Source organism: Mycolicibacterium lutetiense (assembly GCF_017876775.1).
GTDB lineage: Bacteria > Actinomycetota > Actinomycetes > Mycobacteriales > Mycobacteriaceae > Mycobacterium > Mycobacterium lutetiense.
In genome coordinates this window covers 1,841,238-1,857,441 of the sequence record NZ_JAGIOP010000001.1, presented here as the reverse complement: position 1 = coordinate 1,857,441, position 16,204 = coordinate 1,841,238, and the positions used below count along the sequence as shown (strand labels likewise).

Below are 16,204 nucleotides of genomic sequence, written 5' to 3'. Positions count from 1 at the left end.
TCGGAAGGAACCTCGACGCGTGAGCACCGCAGCAGCCAACCCGTGGCCACAACAGACTGGTCAGCTCGAACTTGACGACGCCGAACCGGTCATCACCGACATCGAGCGCGTGCCTGAAGTACGGCGAGCAAACCTCTCCACCGTGGGCGACAACCGCTGGGATCTCACACCATTGGTGCAGAAACAGACCGTGGCGGGCACGTTGAGCATCGTCTTCGACACCTTCCCGCCGAGCTATGCCGCCACCGCCAAACGACTGATCTGGGCAAGCATCAACAAGCCGACCCCGCTCGAAGATCTGGAACGCTCCTCGGCGGCGCGCAGCCAACTCGCACCGGCAACCGTGTGCACCTTCGCGCGCCTCCTACGGCAATGGATGACATGGCTGGCAGAGAAGGACATTCACCAGTTCAGCGCGGTCACCGACGCCACCTACGACGACTATGCCGAGCACCTCAAACAACACCGCGGCTCACGCGAGAACGTGGGCAACATACTCTTCGCCGTCACCCGTGCCTGGCTCTACGCCCCGTACCTTCCCGAAGCCGACCGCCTCGCACGCCCACCATGGGAAAACAGCCACCTCGGGCGCACCTCGGTGCTCGGGCCGGCGAACTGGTCGAGCGAAAACAAGACCACCCCCATCCATCCGCAGACGATGGCCGGCCTACTGGTCTGGGCACTGCGCTTCGTCACCGACTTCAGCGACGACATCCTCACCGCAAAGGCACTCAAAGCGACACCGCGCGATGTCCCGCCCAGCCTCCAGTCCCTCACGCCCTATCAACGGTTTCGCGCGTACATCCAGCAGCGGCGCCAGGATTCACAGACGGTGCCCGGATGGGTCAGCAGCAACCGGCCGCACATACGCTCTCTGGCAAAAGGATTCATCGGCTGGCAGCTCGGCCTATCTCCCGAAGAATCACAGATGATGAATCCGCACTGGCCGATAGCCGGCCTGAGTGCCAGCGACGAAGCGCACTTGCCCATGCCGATCACAGGATCTGTTGACGGGAAAGGCTGGACGCCGGCGATCGGCTTCTACGAGGTCGAGGAACTCTGCCGCCACCTGGCCACCGCCGCGTTCGTCGTCGTTGCCTACCTGACCGGGATGCGCGGCGAGGAGTGCCGCGCACTGGAGCGTGGCTGCTGCCAAACCCACACCGACTCCGCGACCGGTCAACTCCACTACCGTATTCACGGCAGAACCTTCAAAGGCGCACTTGATCAGTCGGGCAACGCCATACCCGCCGGTGTCGAACGGGAACAACCCTGGCTGGCGATTGCACCCGTGGCCAAAGCCGTCGCCGTGATGGAAGCACTGAACCCCTCCTCCCAACTTCTGTTTCCGATCGACGCGTTCTCGCTGTGGCCCTGCGGTGTCAACGCCGGAAAGGCCGTGCACGCCCGCATGGTCCGCGACCGGATCCAGGACTTGATCGACTGGAGCAATCACGCCGCCGAGAGGTTCGAACGTCCTCACGAGGTGATCCCCGCTGATCCCGACGACGCCGTGACCGTCAAGCGGTTCAGGCGAACACTGGCGTGGTTCATCTACCGCAAACCAGGCGGACGTGTGGCCCTCGGCGTGCAGTACGGACACCTGCGCGGCTACACCACCGACGGCTACGGCTCACGGGTCGCCAGCGGCCTGCGAGACGTCTTCCCGATGGAGGAAGCCCTCGCCCGAGCCGACTACCTCGAAGACGCCCATCAACGCCTCGAAGACGGTGAACAGGTCAGCGGCCCGGCCGCCGACCGATACACCCAGGCCATCCATCTGTTCGATCGGCAATTCCGCGGCCGCTACATGAGCAACAAGCAGGCAGCCGCCCTGCGCGCCAACCCCCAACTGCGCATATACGACAACCCGCAACAGTTCGTCACCTGCTGCTACGACCAGGCCAAAGCCTTATGCCACCCAGACCGCCAGGTCACGGCAAGCCAGCACCGCTCACCTGATGTCTCACACTGCCAACCCGGATGCGGCAACATCGCCCGGACCGACCAGAACGTCAACGAAATCCGGGATGTCATCGCTCAGCATGAGGCCGAGATCGCGTCGCCCACAACGCCGATACCGCTACGTGGCCGGCTCGAACAACGCATCACCGCCCTCCAAGGCATCGTCGACGAGCATCAGAACAATGCGAGGTCGTGATGACCGGCCAGTCTGACGAGAACGTGCGCCGCGCGATCCGCGACGCGATGAACCGGCTCATCGCCGGCAAGGCGTTGCGCTCCGACGGCAAGCTCACCGTGAAGTCACTCGCCGAGGAGGCCCGCGTCAAACGATGGCTCCTCACGCACCGGCACACCGACCTCCAGGACGAGTTCCGCTCCCGGATCGCGAACACCGACATGGAACCGCCGGCGATACGCGCACTCTCGGAGGAGAACGCGGCAGCCACGAAGAAGGTAAAGGCACTAACCGCTGACGTCACTGCCCTCACCGCGACGATTCATCAGCTGGAGCGCATCATCCAGGTGCTCGCGCTGGAGAACCAGCAGCTCCGGTCAGGCGGTCCGGACGTGCGTAAAGTCGTTCCGCTGCGAACCGGCGCCGGCTCATGACGCCATGTCCGCTGGTGTGTGGGCGCGCGTAGCCCGACTTGCCCAGAAATGGTCTTGATGCTGACAGACTTGTCGGGCCGGGCGGGTACGCATCAGACCTGTCCGCCGGCAGGAATCGCAGGAAGAAGGAGTACACCAGGTGGCGTTGAAGAAGTCGGATCTCTACTCATCGCTGTGGGCCAGCTGCGACCAGCTGCGCGGCGGCATGGACGCCAGCCAGTACAAGGACTACATCCTGACGCTGCTGTTCGTGAAGTACGTCTCCGATAAGGCCAAGAGCGACGCCAACAGCCTCATCGACGTGCCCGCCGGCGGCTCGTTCGACGACATGCTCGCCGCCAAGGGCGACAAGGAGATCGGCGACCGGTTCAACAAGATCATCGCCAAGCTCGCCGAGGCCAACGATCTGCGCAACGTCATCGACCAGGCCGACTTCAACGACGAAGAGAAGCTCGGCAAGGGCAAGGATATGCAGGACCGCCTCTCCAAGCTCGTCACCATCTTCAACGACCTCGACTTTCGAGGCTCGCGCGCCGAGGGCGACGATCTGCTCGGCGACGCCTACGAGTACCTGATGCGCCACTTCGCCACCGAGTCCGGTAAGAGTAAGGGCCAGTTCTACACCCCGGCCGAGGTCTCCCGCATCCTCGCCAAGGTTGTCGGCATCGGACCGAACACCCGCCAGGACCAGACTGTCTATGACCCCGCTTGTGGCTCGGGCTCGCTGCTGCTCAAGGCTGCCGCCGAAGCGCCGCGCGGCATGACGATCTACGGCCAGGAGAAGGACAACGCCACCTGGGCGCTGTCCAAGATGAACATGATCCTGCACGGCAACGAGATCGCCGAGATCGCCAAGGGCAACACCATCAGCAGCCCGCAATTCACCAGGGGTGACCGCCTGCGGAGCTTCGACTACATCGTCATGAACCCGCCGTTTTCGGACAAGGCGTGGACCAACGGCCTCGAGAACGACTATGGCCGCTTCGAATACGGCCGCCCACCGGCGAAGAACGGCGACTACGCCTTCCTGCTGCACGCGCTCACCTCGCTCAAGAGCGCGGGCAAGGCCGCGATCATCCTGCCGCACGGCGTGCTGTTCCGCGGCCACGCCGAGGCCACCATCCGTACCCGCCTGCTCAAGCAGGGCTTCATCAAGGGCGTCATCGGCCTGCCGGCCAACCTGTTTTACGGCACCGGCATCCCGGCTTGCGTCGTCGTCCTCGACAAGGAGAACGCCCAGGCACGTACCGGCGTCTTCATGATCGATGCCTCCAAGGGCTTCATGAAGGATGGCAACAAGAACCGCCTGCGCAGCCAGGACATCCACAAAATCGTCGACACCTTCAACAAGCAGATCGAGATCGACCGCTACTCGCGCATGGTGCCGATGAGCGAGATCGCCGACCCGAAGAACGACTACAACCTCAATATCCCGCGTTACATCGACTCCTCCGAACCTGAGGACCTGCAAGACCTGTCCGCACACCTGCAGGGCGGTATTCCCGACCGCGACCTCGACGCGCTCCAGCCTTACTGGGATGCCTTCCCGCAGCTGCGCAGCCAGATCTTCACCCCGAATCGCCCCGGCTACAGCGACCTGGCCATCGACGTCAGCGCCGTGCAGCAGGCCATCTTCGACGCGCCCGGCTTCCACAAGCTCCGGGACGAAGCCACAGGACTGGTCCAAGACTGGTTCGCCACCCACCGCGACGCACTGGCCGGCATCACCGCCGACACCACACCGAACGACCTCATCGCCACCATCAGCGACGACCTGCTGGCCCGCTTCAAGCCGATGCCGCTGCTCGACGAGTACAACGTCTACGAGCAGCTCATGACCTACTGGCACGACACCATGCACGACGACGTCTACCTGATCATGGCCGACGGCTGGCAGGGCGCCGCCAAACCACGCAAGACGATCGAAGACAAGGAACGCAAACTAACCGAGACCCCCGATCTGGTCGTCGGTTCCGGTGGCAGCGCCACCAAGTACAAGATGGACCTCATCCCGCCCGCACTTATCGTGGCCCGCTACTTTGCTGATGAACAGGCCAAAGTCGACGACCTCACCGCTGCGGCAGAGGAAGCAACTCGCGCTGTCGAGGAGTACGTCGAAGAGCACGCCGTCGAAGACGGACTGCTTGCCGACTCTATGGACGACGACAAGATTTCGAAGGCGCTCGTCGCCGCACGATTGAAGGCCATCAAGGTTGGCGGCGATCCTGACGAGATCAAGGCACTGCATCACGTCACAAAGCTGTACAACGCCGAAGCGACCGCCAAGAAGGCCGTCAAAGATGCGCAAGGTGAGCTCGACCTCGCCACGCTCAAGAAGTACGGCGAGCTCACCGAGGACGAGATCAAGACACTCGTACTCGATGACAAATGGCAGGCGACAGTTGTGCGACGAGTCGCCGGTGAAGTCGAAGCCCTCACCCTCGACCTAGTCGCACGAATCCAGCAGCTCGGCGAACGCTACGCATCGACCGTCGCCAATCTCGATGCCGAACTCGACAAGCTCGAAGCCAGGATCGCAGGCCATCTTGCCGACATGGGAGTTGTGTCGTGACCGGGGCGTGGGCTACGTCAACAGTAGGCGAACAATTCGACGTTCAGCTTGGGAAGATGCTTGACGCAGCCAAGAATGTTGGCGTTCCGAAACCATATCTTGGAAATCGCGCGGTTCAGTGGGGACGGATCGATGTTTCAGTCGGTGGCATTGTTCCCATGACTCGTTCGGACCTTCAGCGCTATCGCTTGCGAGACGGTGACCTCCTGGTATGTGAAGGTGGCGACGTTGGGCGAGGGGCGATCTGGCGAAACGAGCTGCCCGAGTGCTACTACCAAAAGGCGCTTCATCGGCTGCGCGCGAAGAGAGGCTACGACGCGCGTCTGATGCTGGCCTTTCTGGAGTACTGGTCGTCAATTGGCGCCTTTTCTGATTTTGTGACTCAGACAAGCATCGCGCACCTTCCGCGCGAGAAGTTCGTTCTGATGCCGCTGCCGTTGCCTTTAGAAACGGAACAGCGTCGGATTGGTGATGCGCTCCAAGAAGCCGATGATCTGATCGCAGCCCTCGAACGCCTCATCGCCAAGAAGCAGGCGATCAAGCAGGGCATGATGCAGCAGCTCTTGACCGGTCGCACCCGCCTGCCGGGCTTCAACGGGCCACTGCGGAGCGGTGTTCTCGGCGACATAGCTGACGTCATAATGGGGCAGTCACCGGCAGGAGCCTCCTACAACCGTGATGGAGCTGGTGTGCCGCTCATCAACGGCCCCACTGAATTCACGGATCGGCATCCAACTGTTAAACAGTGGACCACTGATCCGGTTAGATTCTGCGAACCCGAAGACATTCTGATCTGCGTCCGCGGGAGTTCAACCGGACGCATGAACACCGCCGACCGGCCGTACTGCATCGGCCGAGGAATAGCGGCAGTCCGCGCGAAGGGCAGAAACGATCAGAATTACATCCGCTATGCGCTGGATGCAGTCGTCACGGAACTGCTGAAGCTCCAATCGGGATCAACATTTCCCAGTATTGACTCACGCGTTATCAGAGGTGGTCGTGTTCGCGTACCGGAGCCAGCCGAGCAACACAGCATCGGAGAGGCGCTCTGGGATGTGGACGAACAACTCGCCGCGCTTCACGTGCGTCTCGACAAGATGCGCGACATCAAGGCCGGCATGATGCAGCAGCTGCTAACAGGGCGCACGCGCCTACTTGTGGAGGCTACGTCATGAGCGCTGGCAAGTCCGTTCGCCTGTTCCTGGCTGACGGCACACCAGGTGGCCTACTCACGGCTGAGATCATGAACTGGACCGGTCACGTTGTGGCGGCGCCGCGTTCGGACTTGGCGGCACTGTTGCAGCGTCCGGAGGCGACGCGCACCGGTATCTACATCCTGCTCGGTGATGATCCGGACAGCCTTGGCGGGCAGAAGGCCTATATCGGCGAAGGTGACGACGTCAGCAAGCGGCTGTATCAGCACGCCCGCTCGGAAGACCAGAACGGCAAAGACTTCTGGGATCGAGCCATCATGCTGACGAGCAAAGACACCAACCTGACGAAGGCACACGCCCGCTACCTGGAAAGTCGGCTGATAACCCTTGCCTTGCAGGCCAGTCGGGCGAAGCTCACCAACGGCACCACACCTCCACCGATCACCCTGCCGGAGGCGGACGTGTCGGACATGGAGTACTTCATCGAACAAGCCAAGATCGTGCTGCCGGTGCTCGGGGTGAATATTCTGCGGTCACCACGAACGGCTCCCGCTGTATCCACCACCGATCCGGCAAATGGACGCACCAACTCACCGCTGTTCACCATGGCTCTACCCAAGGTGGGTGTGACCGCCACTGCACAGGTGATCGACGGTGAGTTCACCGTGTTCGAGCGGTCTGAGGCGCGGGCTTCCTGGACTGGTGTGGCCACCCACAATTACCGGCGGCTGCGCGAAAAACTGGAGCAGGACGGCACTCTGGAACCGGCGCCTGACGGCGCGAACATGCGCTTTACCCGCAACCATGTCTTCGCTAGTCCGAGCGCTGCCGCAGCGGTGGTGGCGGGCCGCGCTTCGAACGGCCGCACGAAGTGGATCATCCAGGGCACATCTACTCGGTATGGGCAGTGGGAGACCGAAGGTGTGGACGAGGCGATGAGCCGGGGGGCCGGTTCGTGAGTGACGTCGGCCAGCCTGAACGCAGGACCCAGAACCGCGTCGTCGCGCTGTTTCGCGACCAGCTCGGTTACGAGTATCTCGGCAATTGGGGGCACCGCGAGCACAACACAAACGTTGAAACCGATCTGCTCACCCAAAACCTCACGGCGCGCGGCTACGACGATAACCTGATCAACCGTGCGCTCGACCAGCTCGGCAAAGCTGCCTCGGTCGGCGCCGGTCACGACCTGTATGAAGCGAACAGGGACGTCTACAGGCTGCTGCGCTACGGCGTGAAGGTCAAGCCTGGCGTGGGCGAGCAGGCCGAGACGGTCTGGCTGATCGACTGGAAGAACCCCGACGCCAACCACTTCGTTGTCGTGGAGGAAGTCACCGTCGCCGGCCACCACACCAAGCGCCCCGACGTGGTGCTGTACGTCAACGGCCTGGCGCTCGCCACGCTGGAACTCAAGCGTTCCAAAGTCGCTGTGTCCGAGGGTATCCGGCAGACGATCGGTAACCAGAAGCCGGAGTTCATCCGGTCGTTCTTTTCGACGGTGCAGTTCGTCTTCGCCGGCAACGACGTCGAAGGGTTGCGCTACGGCGTCATCGACACGCAGGAGAAGTACTGGCTGGAGTGGAAAGAGCCGTCCGATGTCGGTGACCCACTCGACCGGGCACTGCTTCAAATGTGCAACAAGTACAGTCTGCTGGAGTTGATCCATAACTTCATCGTCTTCGATGCGGGCATCAAGAAGGGTCCGCGCCACAACCAATACTTCGGCGTCAAAGCCGCCCAAGGCCGCATCTCGAAACGCGAGGGTGGCATCATCTGGCACACCCAGGGTTCGGGCAAGAGCTTGACGATGGTGTGGCTGGCCAAGTGGATTCGCGAGAACGAACCGGATGCGCGGGTGCTGCTGATCACCGACCGCACCGAACTCGACGACCAGATCGAGAAGGTCTTCAACGGTGTCAACGAGCAGATCTACCGCACCACGAGCGGCGCCGACCTGATCAGCACACTCAACGCCAGCGAGGAGTGGCTGATCTGCTCGCTCGTGCACAAGTTCCGCGCCGCCGACAACGACAACGAGGACGACGCGGCGACCGCCGAGTTCATCAAAGAGCTGCAGGCAACCGTCCCGCAGGATTTCAAAGCCAAAGGCAACATCTTCGTCTTCGTCGACGAAGCCCACCGCACCCAGTCTGGCAAGATGCACACCGCCATGAACGCACTGCTGCCCGAGGCAATGTTCATCGGCTTCACCGGCACCCCGCTGCTCAAGGCCGATAAGGCCACCAGCATCGAGACCTTCGGCACGTTCATCCACACCTACAAATTCGACGAAGCCGTCACCGACGGCGTCGTGCTCGACCTGCAATACGAGGCCCGCAACATCGACCAGGATCTGATGTCGCCTCATCAGGTCGACAAGTGGTTCGAGGTCAAGACCAAAGGCATGACCGATCTATCCAAGGCTGAGCTCAAAAAGCGTTGGGGCACCATGCAAAAGGTCGTCTCCAGTGAGCCACGCGCCAAGCAGATCGTCAACGACATCCTGCTCGACATGGAGACCAAGCCCCGCCTGATGGATGGGCACGGCAACGCCATGCTCGTCGGTTCATCCATCTACCAGGCCTGCAAGTTCTACGAGCTGTTCTGCAACGCCGGCTTCAAGGGCAAGTGCGCCATCGTCACCAGCTACACCCCCAACGCCAGCGACATAGCCAAAGAAGACTCCGGCGAAGGCAAGACCGAGAAGATCCGCCAGTACGACATCTACCGCAAGATGCTGGCCGACTACTTCGACGAGCCCGAAGACACCGCGATGGGCAAGGTCGAAGAGTTCGAGAAGGCCGTCAAGCGCCAGTTCATCGAGAACCCCGGCCAGATGCGGCTGCTGATCGTGGTCGACAAACTGCTCACCGGCTTCGACGCACCCAGCGCCACCTACCTCTACATCGACAAGAAGATGCGCGACCACGGCCTCTTCCAAGCCATCTGCCGCGTCAACCGCCTCGACGGCGACGACAAAGACTACGGCTACATCGTCGACTACCAGGACCTGTTCAACTCGCTCGAAGACGCGATCACCGACTACACCTCCGGTGCACTGGACGGCTACGAGAAGAAAGACATCGAGGGACTGCTCTCCGATCGCATTGAGAAGGCCCGCGACGACCTTGACGAAGCCCTTGAACGTATCCGCGCCCTGGTCGAACCCGTTGCGCAGCCTAAGAGCACGCTGCTTTACCAGCAGTACTTCTGCGCCCTGGAGCAGGGCAACGCCATTCAGCTCAAGGCCAACGAACCCAAGCGCGTTGAACTGTACAAAGCTGTTGCCGCCGTCACCCGCGCCTACGCCAACCTCGCCAACGACATGACCACCGCCGGGTACAGCGCGGCCGAGGCCGAGGCGATCAAATCCGAGATCGCGCACTACGTCAACGTGCGCGCTGAGGTGAAGCTCGGTGCGGGCGAGGACGTCGATTTCAAGCAGTACGAGGCAGGGATGCGGTTCCTGCTCGACACCTACATCCACGCCGGCGCCTCCGAAGTCGTCTCCAATTTCGAGGACTCGGGCCTGATCGATCTGATCGTGAAGCTCGGTGCGGGGGCAATCGACAAGCTACCGACCGGGATCAAGAAGGACCCCGAGGCGGTCGCCGAGACGATCACCAACAACATGCGCAAGGTGATCATCGACGAGCACGCGATGAACCCGAAGTACTACGACAAGATGAGTGAGCTGCTCGACGCCATTATTGAACAGCGCCGCCAGCAGGCCATTGACTACCGGGAGTTCCTGGCCAAGTTGCTCGACGCCGCCAAGAAGCTCGGCAGTAAGGAATCCGATACCAAATACCCAGACTGGGCCGACAACGGCGCACGCCGCGCTCTGATCGACTTCGGATGGCCCGACCCTACGATGCCCATCCGGGTCGACACCGCGATCCTGACGAGCAAGCCGCATGACTGGGTTGGCAACACGATGAAGGAGAAGGTCGTCAAGAGAGCGATCAGCCGCACACTTCCTGACGATTTTGACCGGCTCGATGAACTGTTTGAACTGGTGAAGGCACGCAATGAATACCGCTAGCGCCTACCTCACCGTCCGCGGCATCGACATCGACGTCGTCTACAAGGACATCAAGAACCTGCACATCGGTGTCTACCCACCGACGGGCCGCGTGCGTGTGGCCGCGCCGCGGCGGCTCGATGACGACCAGGTGCGTCTCGCTGTCATCCAACGGCTGCCGTGGATCAAGCGTCAACGTGCGCAGCTCCGTTCGACCGACCGGCAGTCAGAGCGCGAAATGGTTACGGGAGAATCCCACTACGTGTGGGGTGTGCGCCGCCGGCTCACGGTCGTTGAGCGGCCGGGCCGTGCCCTCGTGGAGATCGATGGTGATCGACTGATCCTGTATGTGCCGTCTGACCGTAACGCCGAGCAGCGCCGCACCGTGCTCGACACCTGGTACCGGATGCAGTTGCGCGCGGCGATCCCAGCTTTGATCTCGACCTGGGAGTCGAAGCTCGCCACGCAGGTACCGGACTGGATTATCCGTCGCATGCGAACCAAATGGGGAACCTGCAATCGCGAAACCCGGCGGCTGACGTTCAACGTCGAGCTCGCCAAGAAGCATCCGGACTGCTTGGAGTACATCGTCGTTCACGAGATGATGCATTACTTCGAGCGCAACCATGGCAACCAATTCACGAAGCTCATGGATGAGGCGATGCCCGACTGGCGAACCCGACGCGATCGACTCAACGACGCTCCGCTCGCCGATGAGAAGTGGGGGTAGTAGCGGGGTGAGCGAGACCAGCCCGCTGCGCAGGATTCCTCCGCAGCAACGAAACATGACTGCGCATGTCCAGTAACAATTTTCCCGTGCAGACAACGAGTTCCCTTGGTCAGTTCTGGTTACCAAACCTCGGTGATTTACGTGTAACCGGAATGCTTGAGGTGGACGGTACCGAAGTCCGCCTTGACGTGAGCCCCGAACTAACACCACGGTTTTCGATAGAGGCGACCGGGTCTAGCGGGTCAACAATGAAGATGCGTGACGATCCTGACGACATGGTCGTCTTGGGATCCATCCCACTACGACCGAGCAAGATCACTTTGTGGGACTCGTACACAACCCGTCGCAGGTCCTTCCTTGGCAGGCCTAACACCGGCCCCTCCATGCAAAGGCTTGCGGCCACGTGGTGCATCGTCGGCGAACACCTGCCCGATCCTGATCTCCCGTTGCAGGGAATCCGCCCTGATGTCACGAACCTCGCCGAATGGGCCGCTATCCCCGCGCTTTCAACAACTGTCCATCTCGATGATCGGCTGAAGCTCGACTGGCACATGGATCTGCGAAACAAATCTCTCGACGCCGAACTCGTCGACGACGCAGGTTATGTCACGCTTGGTCCTTCCGTGACGCACCGACCCCCTGGCATTCGAGGCTTCCATGTCAAGGCAACCAGCCAATTGGAGTTCGAACTCTTCAACGGCTGGAGCATTACCGACGTGGGGGTGCGTGTCCTGAACCCGCTCGCCGACCTCATGACCCTGATCTCGGGCAAACCGTGCTCCATAAGGTCGCTAGACGTTTGGGCAGGCAAATGGTGTTCGGTGCATGGCTACCGCATCGACCCTTCTGCCCCTGAGGCGGCGGGTGAGCTACTTTTCACGCGGATGGACGTGGGCCTCGAGTTTCTTCCTCGATGGCTCGAGGTGCATCGTCGCACCACGCCGGTGCCGCAAATTCTCGCCGCCGTGATCCGCAACGAGTTCCCGACAGTTGAATCCGATGCGCTATCCCTGGCCACTGCCGTCGAGGCTCTCCACCGGACGCTCCATCCCGATGCTCGCCGGTTCAGCACTGAACAGATCGGCGCATCGCTGTCGGCGGTAGGCTCGTCAAACATACCTCCTGAGATCGCCGAGAGCTTCTCATCGGCGCTACGGAACTACTGGCACGAGTGCAGCTACCCACAGCGGGTGGCGGCGCTGGCCGGCCCGGTTGTCCAAGCTGTTCCAGCCTGTATTGGACGTCTAGGACGGTGGAAAAAAGAAGTTGTCGATCAGCGCATCGCCTTAGCCCACGGACTCGGGCAGAACGGCCTCGGTGGCGAAAGGCTCCGCCAGATGCTCGCCCTCAACCAGTCGCTGCATTGGATGCTGACGCTTCGTCTGTTGATCGAAGCTGGGGTGCAGGATTCTGTGCTCGCATCAGCGACCGAACAGTCGGAACGGTTCAGCAACCAGCGTGATAACTGGAACTCCGAATGGCCACGGATCTTCGCAGGATGAGGTTGCGTTACGCAGCCTGTCGTGAATGGAAGCCGCTCGCCGCTTGTTCGAAGCTGCTAAGCGTAAGGTACCGACGCGGCACGATATTCGCGGACTCTAGACCAACACCACCCCACAGTTTTGCCAAGGTGTCACAGTTGTGGTGAAAGATGGAGTGGGACAGGATGACTCGGCTACGAGGGCGCTAACTAGGTGCGCTAAACAACTCCCCTAGGCCGTCAGTAGGACCAGGGCTCTCCGTTCCGGTATCCATTTGCGATCTTCGGAGGAACCAAGTCGGCAAGTTTGTATGGCCCCGACCCCATATTGAGGCCGCCGGTAGTCTCCACAGTCTTCGTGATGCGGAAACCGGCTGCGAGCGGTTTCAGAGTGGGGTCATTAAGAGCCAGCATATTCCACAATGAACCAACGAAATTAGTCAGAGGTGACAGATTCGTTTGTTCATAGTCATGCTTCATACCGGAAAGAACAAGCGATTGGGCTTCAGCGCTGCCACTGAAGGCTGACCTGAATTCTTCCGACCACACGGGCCCCCTCATGAACTTTTCAGGCAACACCGCAGTTGTTCGGCCCCATGTCCCCAGATCTGCGACACATAACAGATCGAGTCCTTCACGGGGCGCCTTAACCAGGTCTCGGTCGAACTCATCCGTTATGGCTTTGACGTTTTCCTTCGGCTTGCTGCCCGGAGCCTTCCAATCGTGAGATTCACCGAGCAGTCCGAAGAAGACCGGCGGGATCAAGTGGGCCTGGAGAGTCGCTTCACGTAACTTCATGCCGCGCCGGAGGGCAATGCCCTCTTTGTACGCATCCTCGATGTCTTTTCTGCCGACCGTTCGCCTCACGCTGAAAGCGGCAGCCAAGCCAGAGGCAAGAATATAGTTTTTCTTGCGTAGCTTCTCCGGATAGTGAGGGTGGTAAACGAGGATGTCTGTTTCCTTCGGGAGCGACGTACCATCTTCGTTTTCGAGTAAGATGTACTTCCGCTTATCGACCTCGTATTGCGGCGGCAGCCACTCGGTGAGCACACCGTCCCAGAGTGACTCGACGACATGCCCGGTCTCCTGGGTGCGCCCCTTAGTACGGGCCATCTCTTGCTCACGCTCGTAATCCCTGACGATGGACTCATTCACGTCGGTAAGCCACTCGTGATGCTTGTGGATCATCCAGCCAGCCTAATAGATTTCGGTCATGCGTTTGTCGGTGAAGCTCTGTTCAAACTTCTCGCCCGAAACAATGGTCTGACGACCACCTTTGAAGTGGAGGTAGGCTCGATCAAGCGGATGCAGCGATCATTGCGCTGATGCAGCTCTTGAAGGACTTGATGATGGGAAGATTCGGTCGCCGCAAGTTCGAGCATCAGTCGCGCAGCCGTGCGAACGTCAGAAGGGGAGTTGCCCCAGCGCGTCTCGTACTCCCCAAACGAGAATCGCTCCAATGAGCCACCGAATGGGCCACGCAAGAACCGCCGCTTGGCAAATTGCCAAACCGAGTAACTCAGAATCGCCAGGCTGACAACGAAGAACGGCCAGCTGGCCCATCTCGGCAAGAACTGACCCGCAACACTGAATGCGGCGCCGAGAGCGAGGCTGGCGTAGTTCAGTAGGCGATCGGACGTGTCATCCACGGGAGAGACGTTAGACGTTTACTCGGCTGCTGTCAGCGAAGACAACGTGGTCAACCTTCTATCTATCGGGGCACGACATGTTGGGTACCTGTGGAATCTCGGTGTCCACCACGGCTTCAATCACAGACCGATCAGCGAGCGCGATCGCAACACGCCGAAACCCTGTACGGAACCGCCCTACTCGGCGGGGCAGGACTCGGCGAACGATCTCAATGCCAACCTCAAGTACCCGACGCTGGACAAGCGGATCGCCGACACGTACGCGAAGCGCTCGACGGCGACATTGAAGAACAGCCTCTATGACTCCTACCTGCGGGCGTTCCGGTGGGCCACCGACCGCGTGGGCGACCACGGGGTCGTTGCGTACGTCTCCAACGGCGGGTGGATCGATAGCAACACTGCCGATGGCGTCCGGCTGTCCCTGGCCGACGAATACAGCCGGGTCTACGTCTACAACCTGCGCGGGAACCAGCGCACCTCCGGGGAGCTGTCTCGCAAGGAGGGCGGCAAGGTGTTCGGGTCCGGCAGCCGCAACACCGTAGCCATCTTCATCGGCGTGAAGGATCCCGACCACTCAGGGCCGTGTGAAGTGCAGTACCGGGACATCGGCGACTACCTGACCCGCGAGCGGAAACTGGAGATCGTCGCGGCCGGCGATCTGGAAACCGTTGAGTGGCAATCGATCATGCCGAACGAGCACGGCGACTGGATCAACCAGCGCAGCGGGGATTTCGTCGGATGGCCGGCGATCGGCGACAAGGACGGTGGTCTCCGCGTGTTTGGCGAGTACTCGGGCGGACTGCTAACGGCCCGTGACCCTTGGGTCTACAACTTCTCGATGGCGCGACTCGAGTCGAACGTGCGCAGCATGATCGCGTTCTACAACAGTCAACTTGCCGCCTTCGAAGCGTTTTGTGAGGAACGCAGGATCTCGGCGGTCGACCGGAAAGCAAGCATCGACAGTTTCATCGACCCTGACCCGACCAAGATCAGCTGGGGCGGTGGGCTCCAGTCCGGACTCGGCACAGGCTCTCGGATGGTTTACAACGACGACGTTCTTGTAGACGCGGTGTACCGCCCCTTCAGCCGACAACACGTTGCGTTCGACCGCCAGGTGAACTGCCGCGTGTACCGACTGCCGGCGATGTTCCCGACCCGGCATCACTCGAACTTCGGCTTCTACGTGGTTGGCGCGGGATCGAGCGTTCCGTTCTCCGCGATCATGTCCGACCACGTCCCCGACAGGCACCTAACCGGGGCTGGCAGCGGTGGTCAGTTCTTCTCCCGCTGGACGTACATGTCCGCAGCTGCCGATGGCGCACTGGACTTCGAAACCGGCGACGATGAGCCTGACAAGTACGGGTACCGGCGCGTGGACAACATCACCGACGAGATCCTGGCCATCTACCGGGAGGCGATCGGGGATCAGGTCACCAAGGACGACATCTTCTTCTACGTCTACGGCCTGCTCCACGACCCCGTCTACCGGGAGACCTTCGCGGCGGACCTGAAGAAGATGCTGCCGCACATCCCGACGCCGGAATCCCAGGAACGGTTCGAGCAGCTCACCGCCGCCGGCCGAGCATTGAGCCACCTCCACATCGGCTACGAAACCGTCGACCCGTATCCGCTCGACATCCAGGTGAAAGCGGGCGTCGATCCCGGCAACCGCGACACCTGGCGCGTGACGGACAAGAAGATGAAGTGGGCCAAGAAGAAGGACCCCGAGTCAGGCAAGCGGGTCGACGACGTGACGACGCTGATCTACAGCCCGAAGGTCACCATCGCCGGCATCCCGGAAATCGCGAACCGGTACATGATCGGCTCGCGGTCGGCGCTGGCCTGGATCATCGACCGTTACCTGGTGAAGGCCGACTCGGCGTCGGGCATCGTCAACGACCCGAACGACTGGTGCGATGAGCACGACGACCCGAAGTACGTCGTCGATCTCATCGCCAAGGTCACCACCGTCGCGGTCGAGACGATGAAGATCGTGGACAGCCTGGCCGAGAGCGCGGAGTAGA

General features: G+C 61.1%; 11 protein-coding genes. 9 read left to right on the top strand and 2 right to left on the bottom strand.

Translation table 11 applies throughout. The annotated features are described in order from the left end of the window. The 8 genes from JOF57_RS08960 to JOF57_RS08925 all read left to right on the top strand — a co-directional run. On the top strand, positions 1–2,161 hold a 2,161-nt coding region (locus JOF57_RS08960), incomplete at its 5' end, for a hypothetical protein (RefSeq protein WP_234937755.1). Next, complete coding sequence (locus JOF57_RS08955) at positions 2,161–2,574, top strand: hypothetical protein (RefSeq protein WP_209915634.1); 414 nt, start codon at positions 2,161–2,163, stop codon at positions 2,572–2,574. The genes JOF57_RS08960 and JOF57_RS08955, both read left to right, overlap by 1 nt. Positions 2,575–2,713: 139 nt before the next feature. Continuing rightward, the gene (locus tag JOF57_RS08950; protein WP_019345312.1) at positions 2,714–5,146 is read left to right on the top strand and encodes a type I restriction-modification system subunit M; all 2,433 of its coding nucleotides are present in this window, start codon (positions 2,714–2,716) and stop codon (positions 5,144–5,146) included. A 56-nt stretch (positions 5,147–5,202) separates the two neighbouring features. Next, the gene (locus JOF57_RS31325) at positions 5,203–6,321 is read left to right on the top strand and encodes a restriction endonuclease subunit S (RefSeq protein WP_234937754.1); all 1,119 of its coding nucleotides are present in this window, start codon (positions 5,203–5,205) and stop codon (positions 6,319–6,321) included. Further along, the gene (locus JOF57_RS08940; protein WP_209915631.1) at positions 6,318–7,259 is read left to right on the top strand and encodes a GIY-YIG nuclease family protein; all 942 of its coding nucleotides are present in this window, start codon (positions 6,318–6,320) and stop codon (positions 7,257–7,259) included. The genes JOF57_RS31325 and JOF57_RS08940 overlap by 4 nt, the downstream gene beginning before the upstream one ends. Beyond that, positions 7,256–10,342 (top strand): type I restriction endonuclease subunit R, encoded by a 3,087-nt coding sequence (locus JOF57_RS08935; RefSeq protein WP_209915629.1) that lies wholly within the window; start codon positions 7,256–7,258, stop codon positions 10,340–10,342. Before JOF57_RS08940 ends, JOF57_RS08935 begins: the two co-directional genes overlap by 4 nt. Then, positions 10,329–11,051 carry a M48 family metallopeptidase gene (locus JOF57_RS08930; RefSeq protein ID WP_019345316.1) on the top strand — a complete coding sequence of 241 codons (723 nt, stop codon included), beginning with the start codon at positions 10,329–10,331 and terminating at the stop codon, positions 11,049–11,051. Before JOF57_RS08935 ends, JOF57_RS08930 begins: the two co-directional genes overlap by 14 nt. A 65-nt stretch (positions 11,052–11,116) precedes the next feature. Next, the gene (locus tag JOF57_RS08925; RefSeq protein WP_209915627.1) at positions 11,117–12,553 is read left to right on the top strand and encodes an ApeA N-terminal domain 1-containing protein; all 1,437 of its coding nucleotides are present in this window, start codon (positions 11,117–11,119) and stop codon (positions 12,551–12,553) included. Positions 12,554–12,771: 218 nt separating this feature from the next. Here the strand turns inward: JOF57_RS08925 and JOF57_RS08920 are convergent, their stop codons facing one another. Both JOF57_RS08920 and JOF57_RS08915 read right to left on the bottom strand, forming a co-directional pair. Further along, on the bottom strand, positions 12,772–13,719 hold the full coding sequence (locus JOF57_RS08920; RefSeq protein WP_019345318.1) for a DUF6602 domain-containing protein: 948 nt from the start codon (positions 13,717–13,719) through the stop codon (positions 12,772–12,774). Positions 13,720–13,742: 23 nt separating this feature from the next. Further along, a complete protein-coding gene (locus tag JOF57_RS08915) occupies positions 13,743–14,180 on the bottom strand; it encodes a hypothetical protein (RefSeq protein ID WP_209915625.1) in 438 nt (145 codons plus the stop codon). Positions 14,181–14,226: 46 nt separating this feature from the next. On the opposite strand from JOF57_RS08915, the gene JOF57_RS08910 reads away from it, so the two are divergent. Next, complete coding sequence (locus tag JOF57_RS08910) at positions 14,227–16,203, top strand: type ISP restriction/modification enzyme (protein ID WP_050979142.1); 1,977 nt, start codon at positions 14,227–14,229, stop codon at positions 16,201–16,203. Position 16,204: the final 1 nt, after the last annotated feature.

Bases quoted from the DNA above. Each gene is read 5' to 3' on its own strand.
- JOF57_RS08955 (WP_209915634.1), top strand. From the start codon at position 2,161: ATGACCGGCCAGTCTGACGAGAACGTGCGCCGCGCGATCCGCGACGCG.
- JOF57_RS08930 (WP_019345316.1), top strand. From the start codon at position 10,329: ATGAATACCGCTAGCGCCTACCTCACCGTCCGCGGCATCGACATCGAC.
- JOF57_RS08940 (WP_209915631.1), top strand. From the start codon at position 6,318: ATGAGCGCTGGCAAGTCCGTTCGCCTGTTCCTGGCTGACGGCACACCA.
- JOF57_RS08925 (WP_209915627.1), top strand. From the start codon at position 11,117: ATGTCCAGTAACAATTTTCCCGTGCAGACAACGAGTTCCCTTGGTCAG.
- JOF57_RS08920 (WP_019345318.1), bottom strand. From the start codon at position 13,719: ATGATCCACAAGCATCACGAGTGGCTTACCGACGTGAATGAGTCCATC.
- JOF57_RS31325 (WP_234937754.1), top strand. From the start codon at position 5,203: ATGCTTGACGCAGCCAAGAATGTTGGCGTTCCGAAACCATATCTTGGA.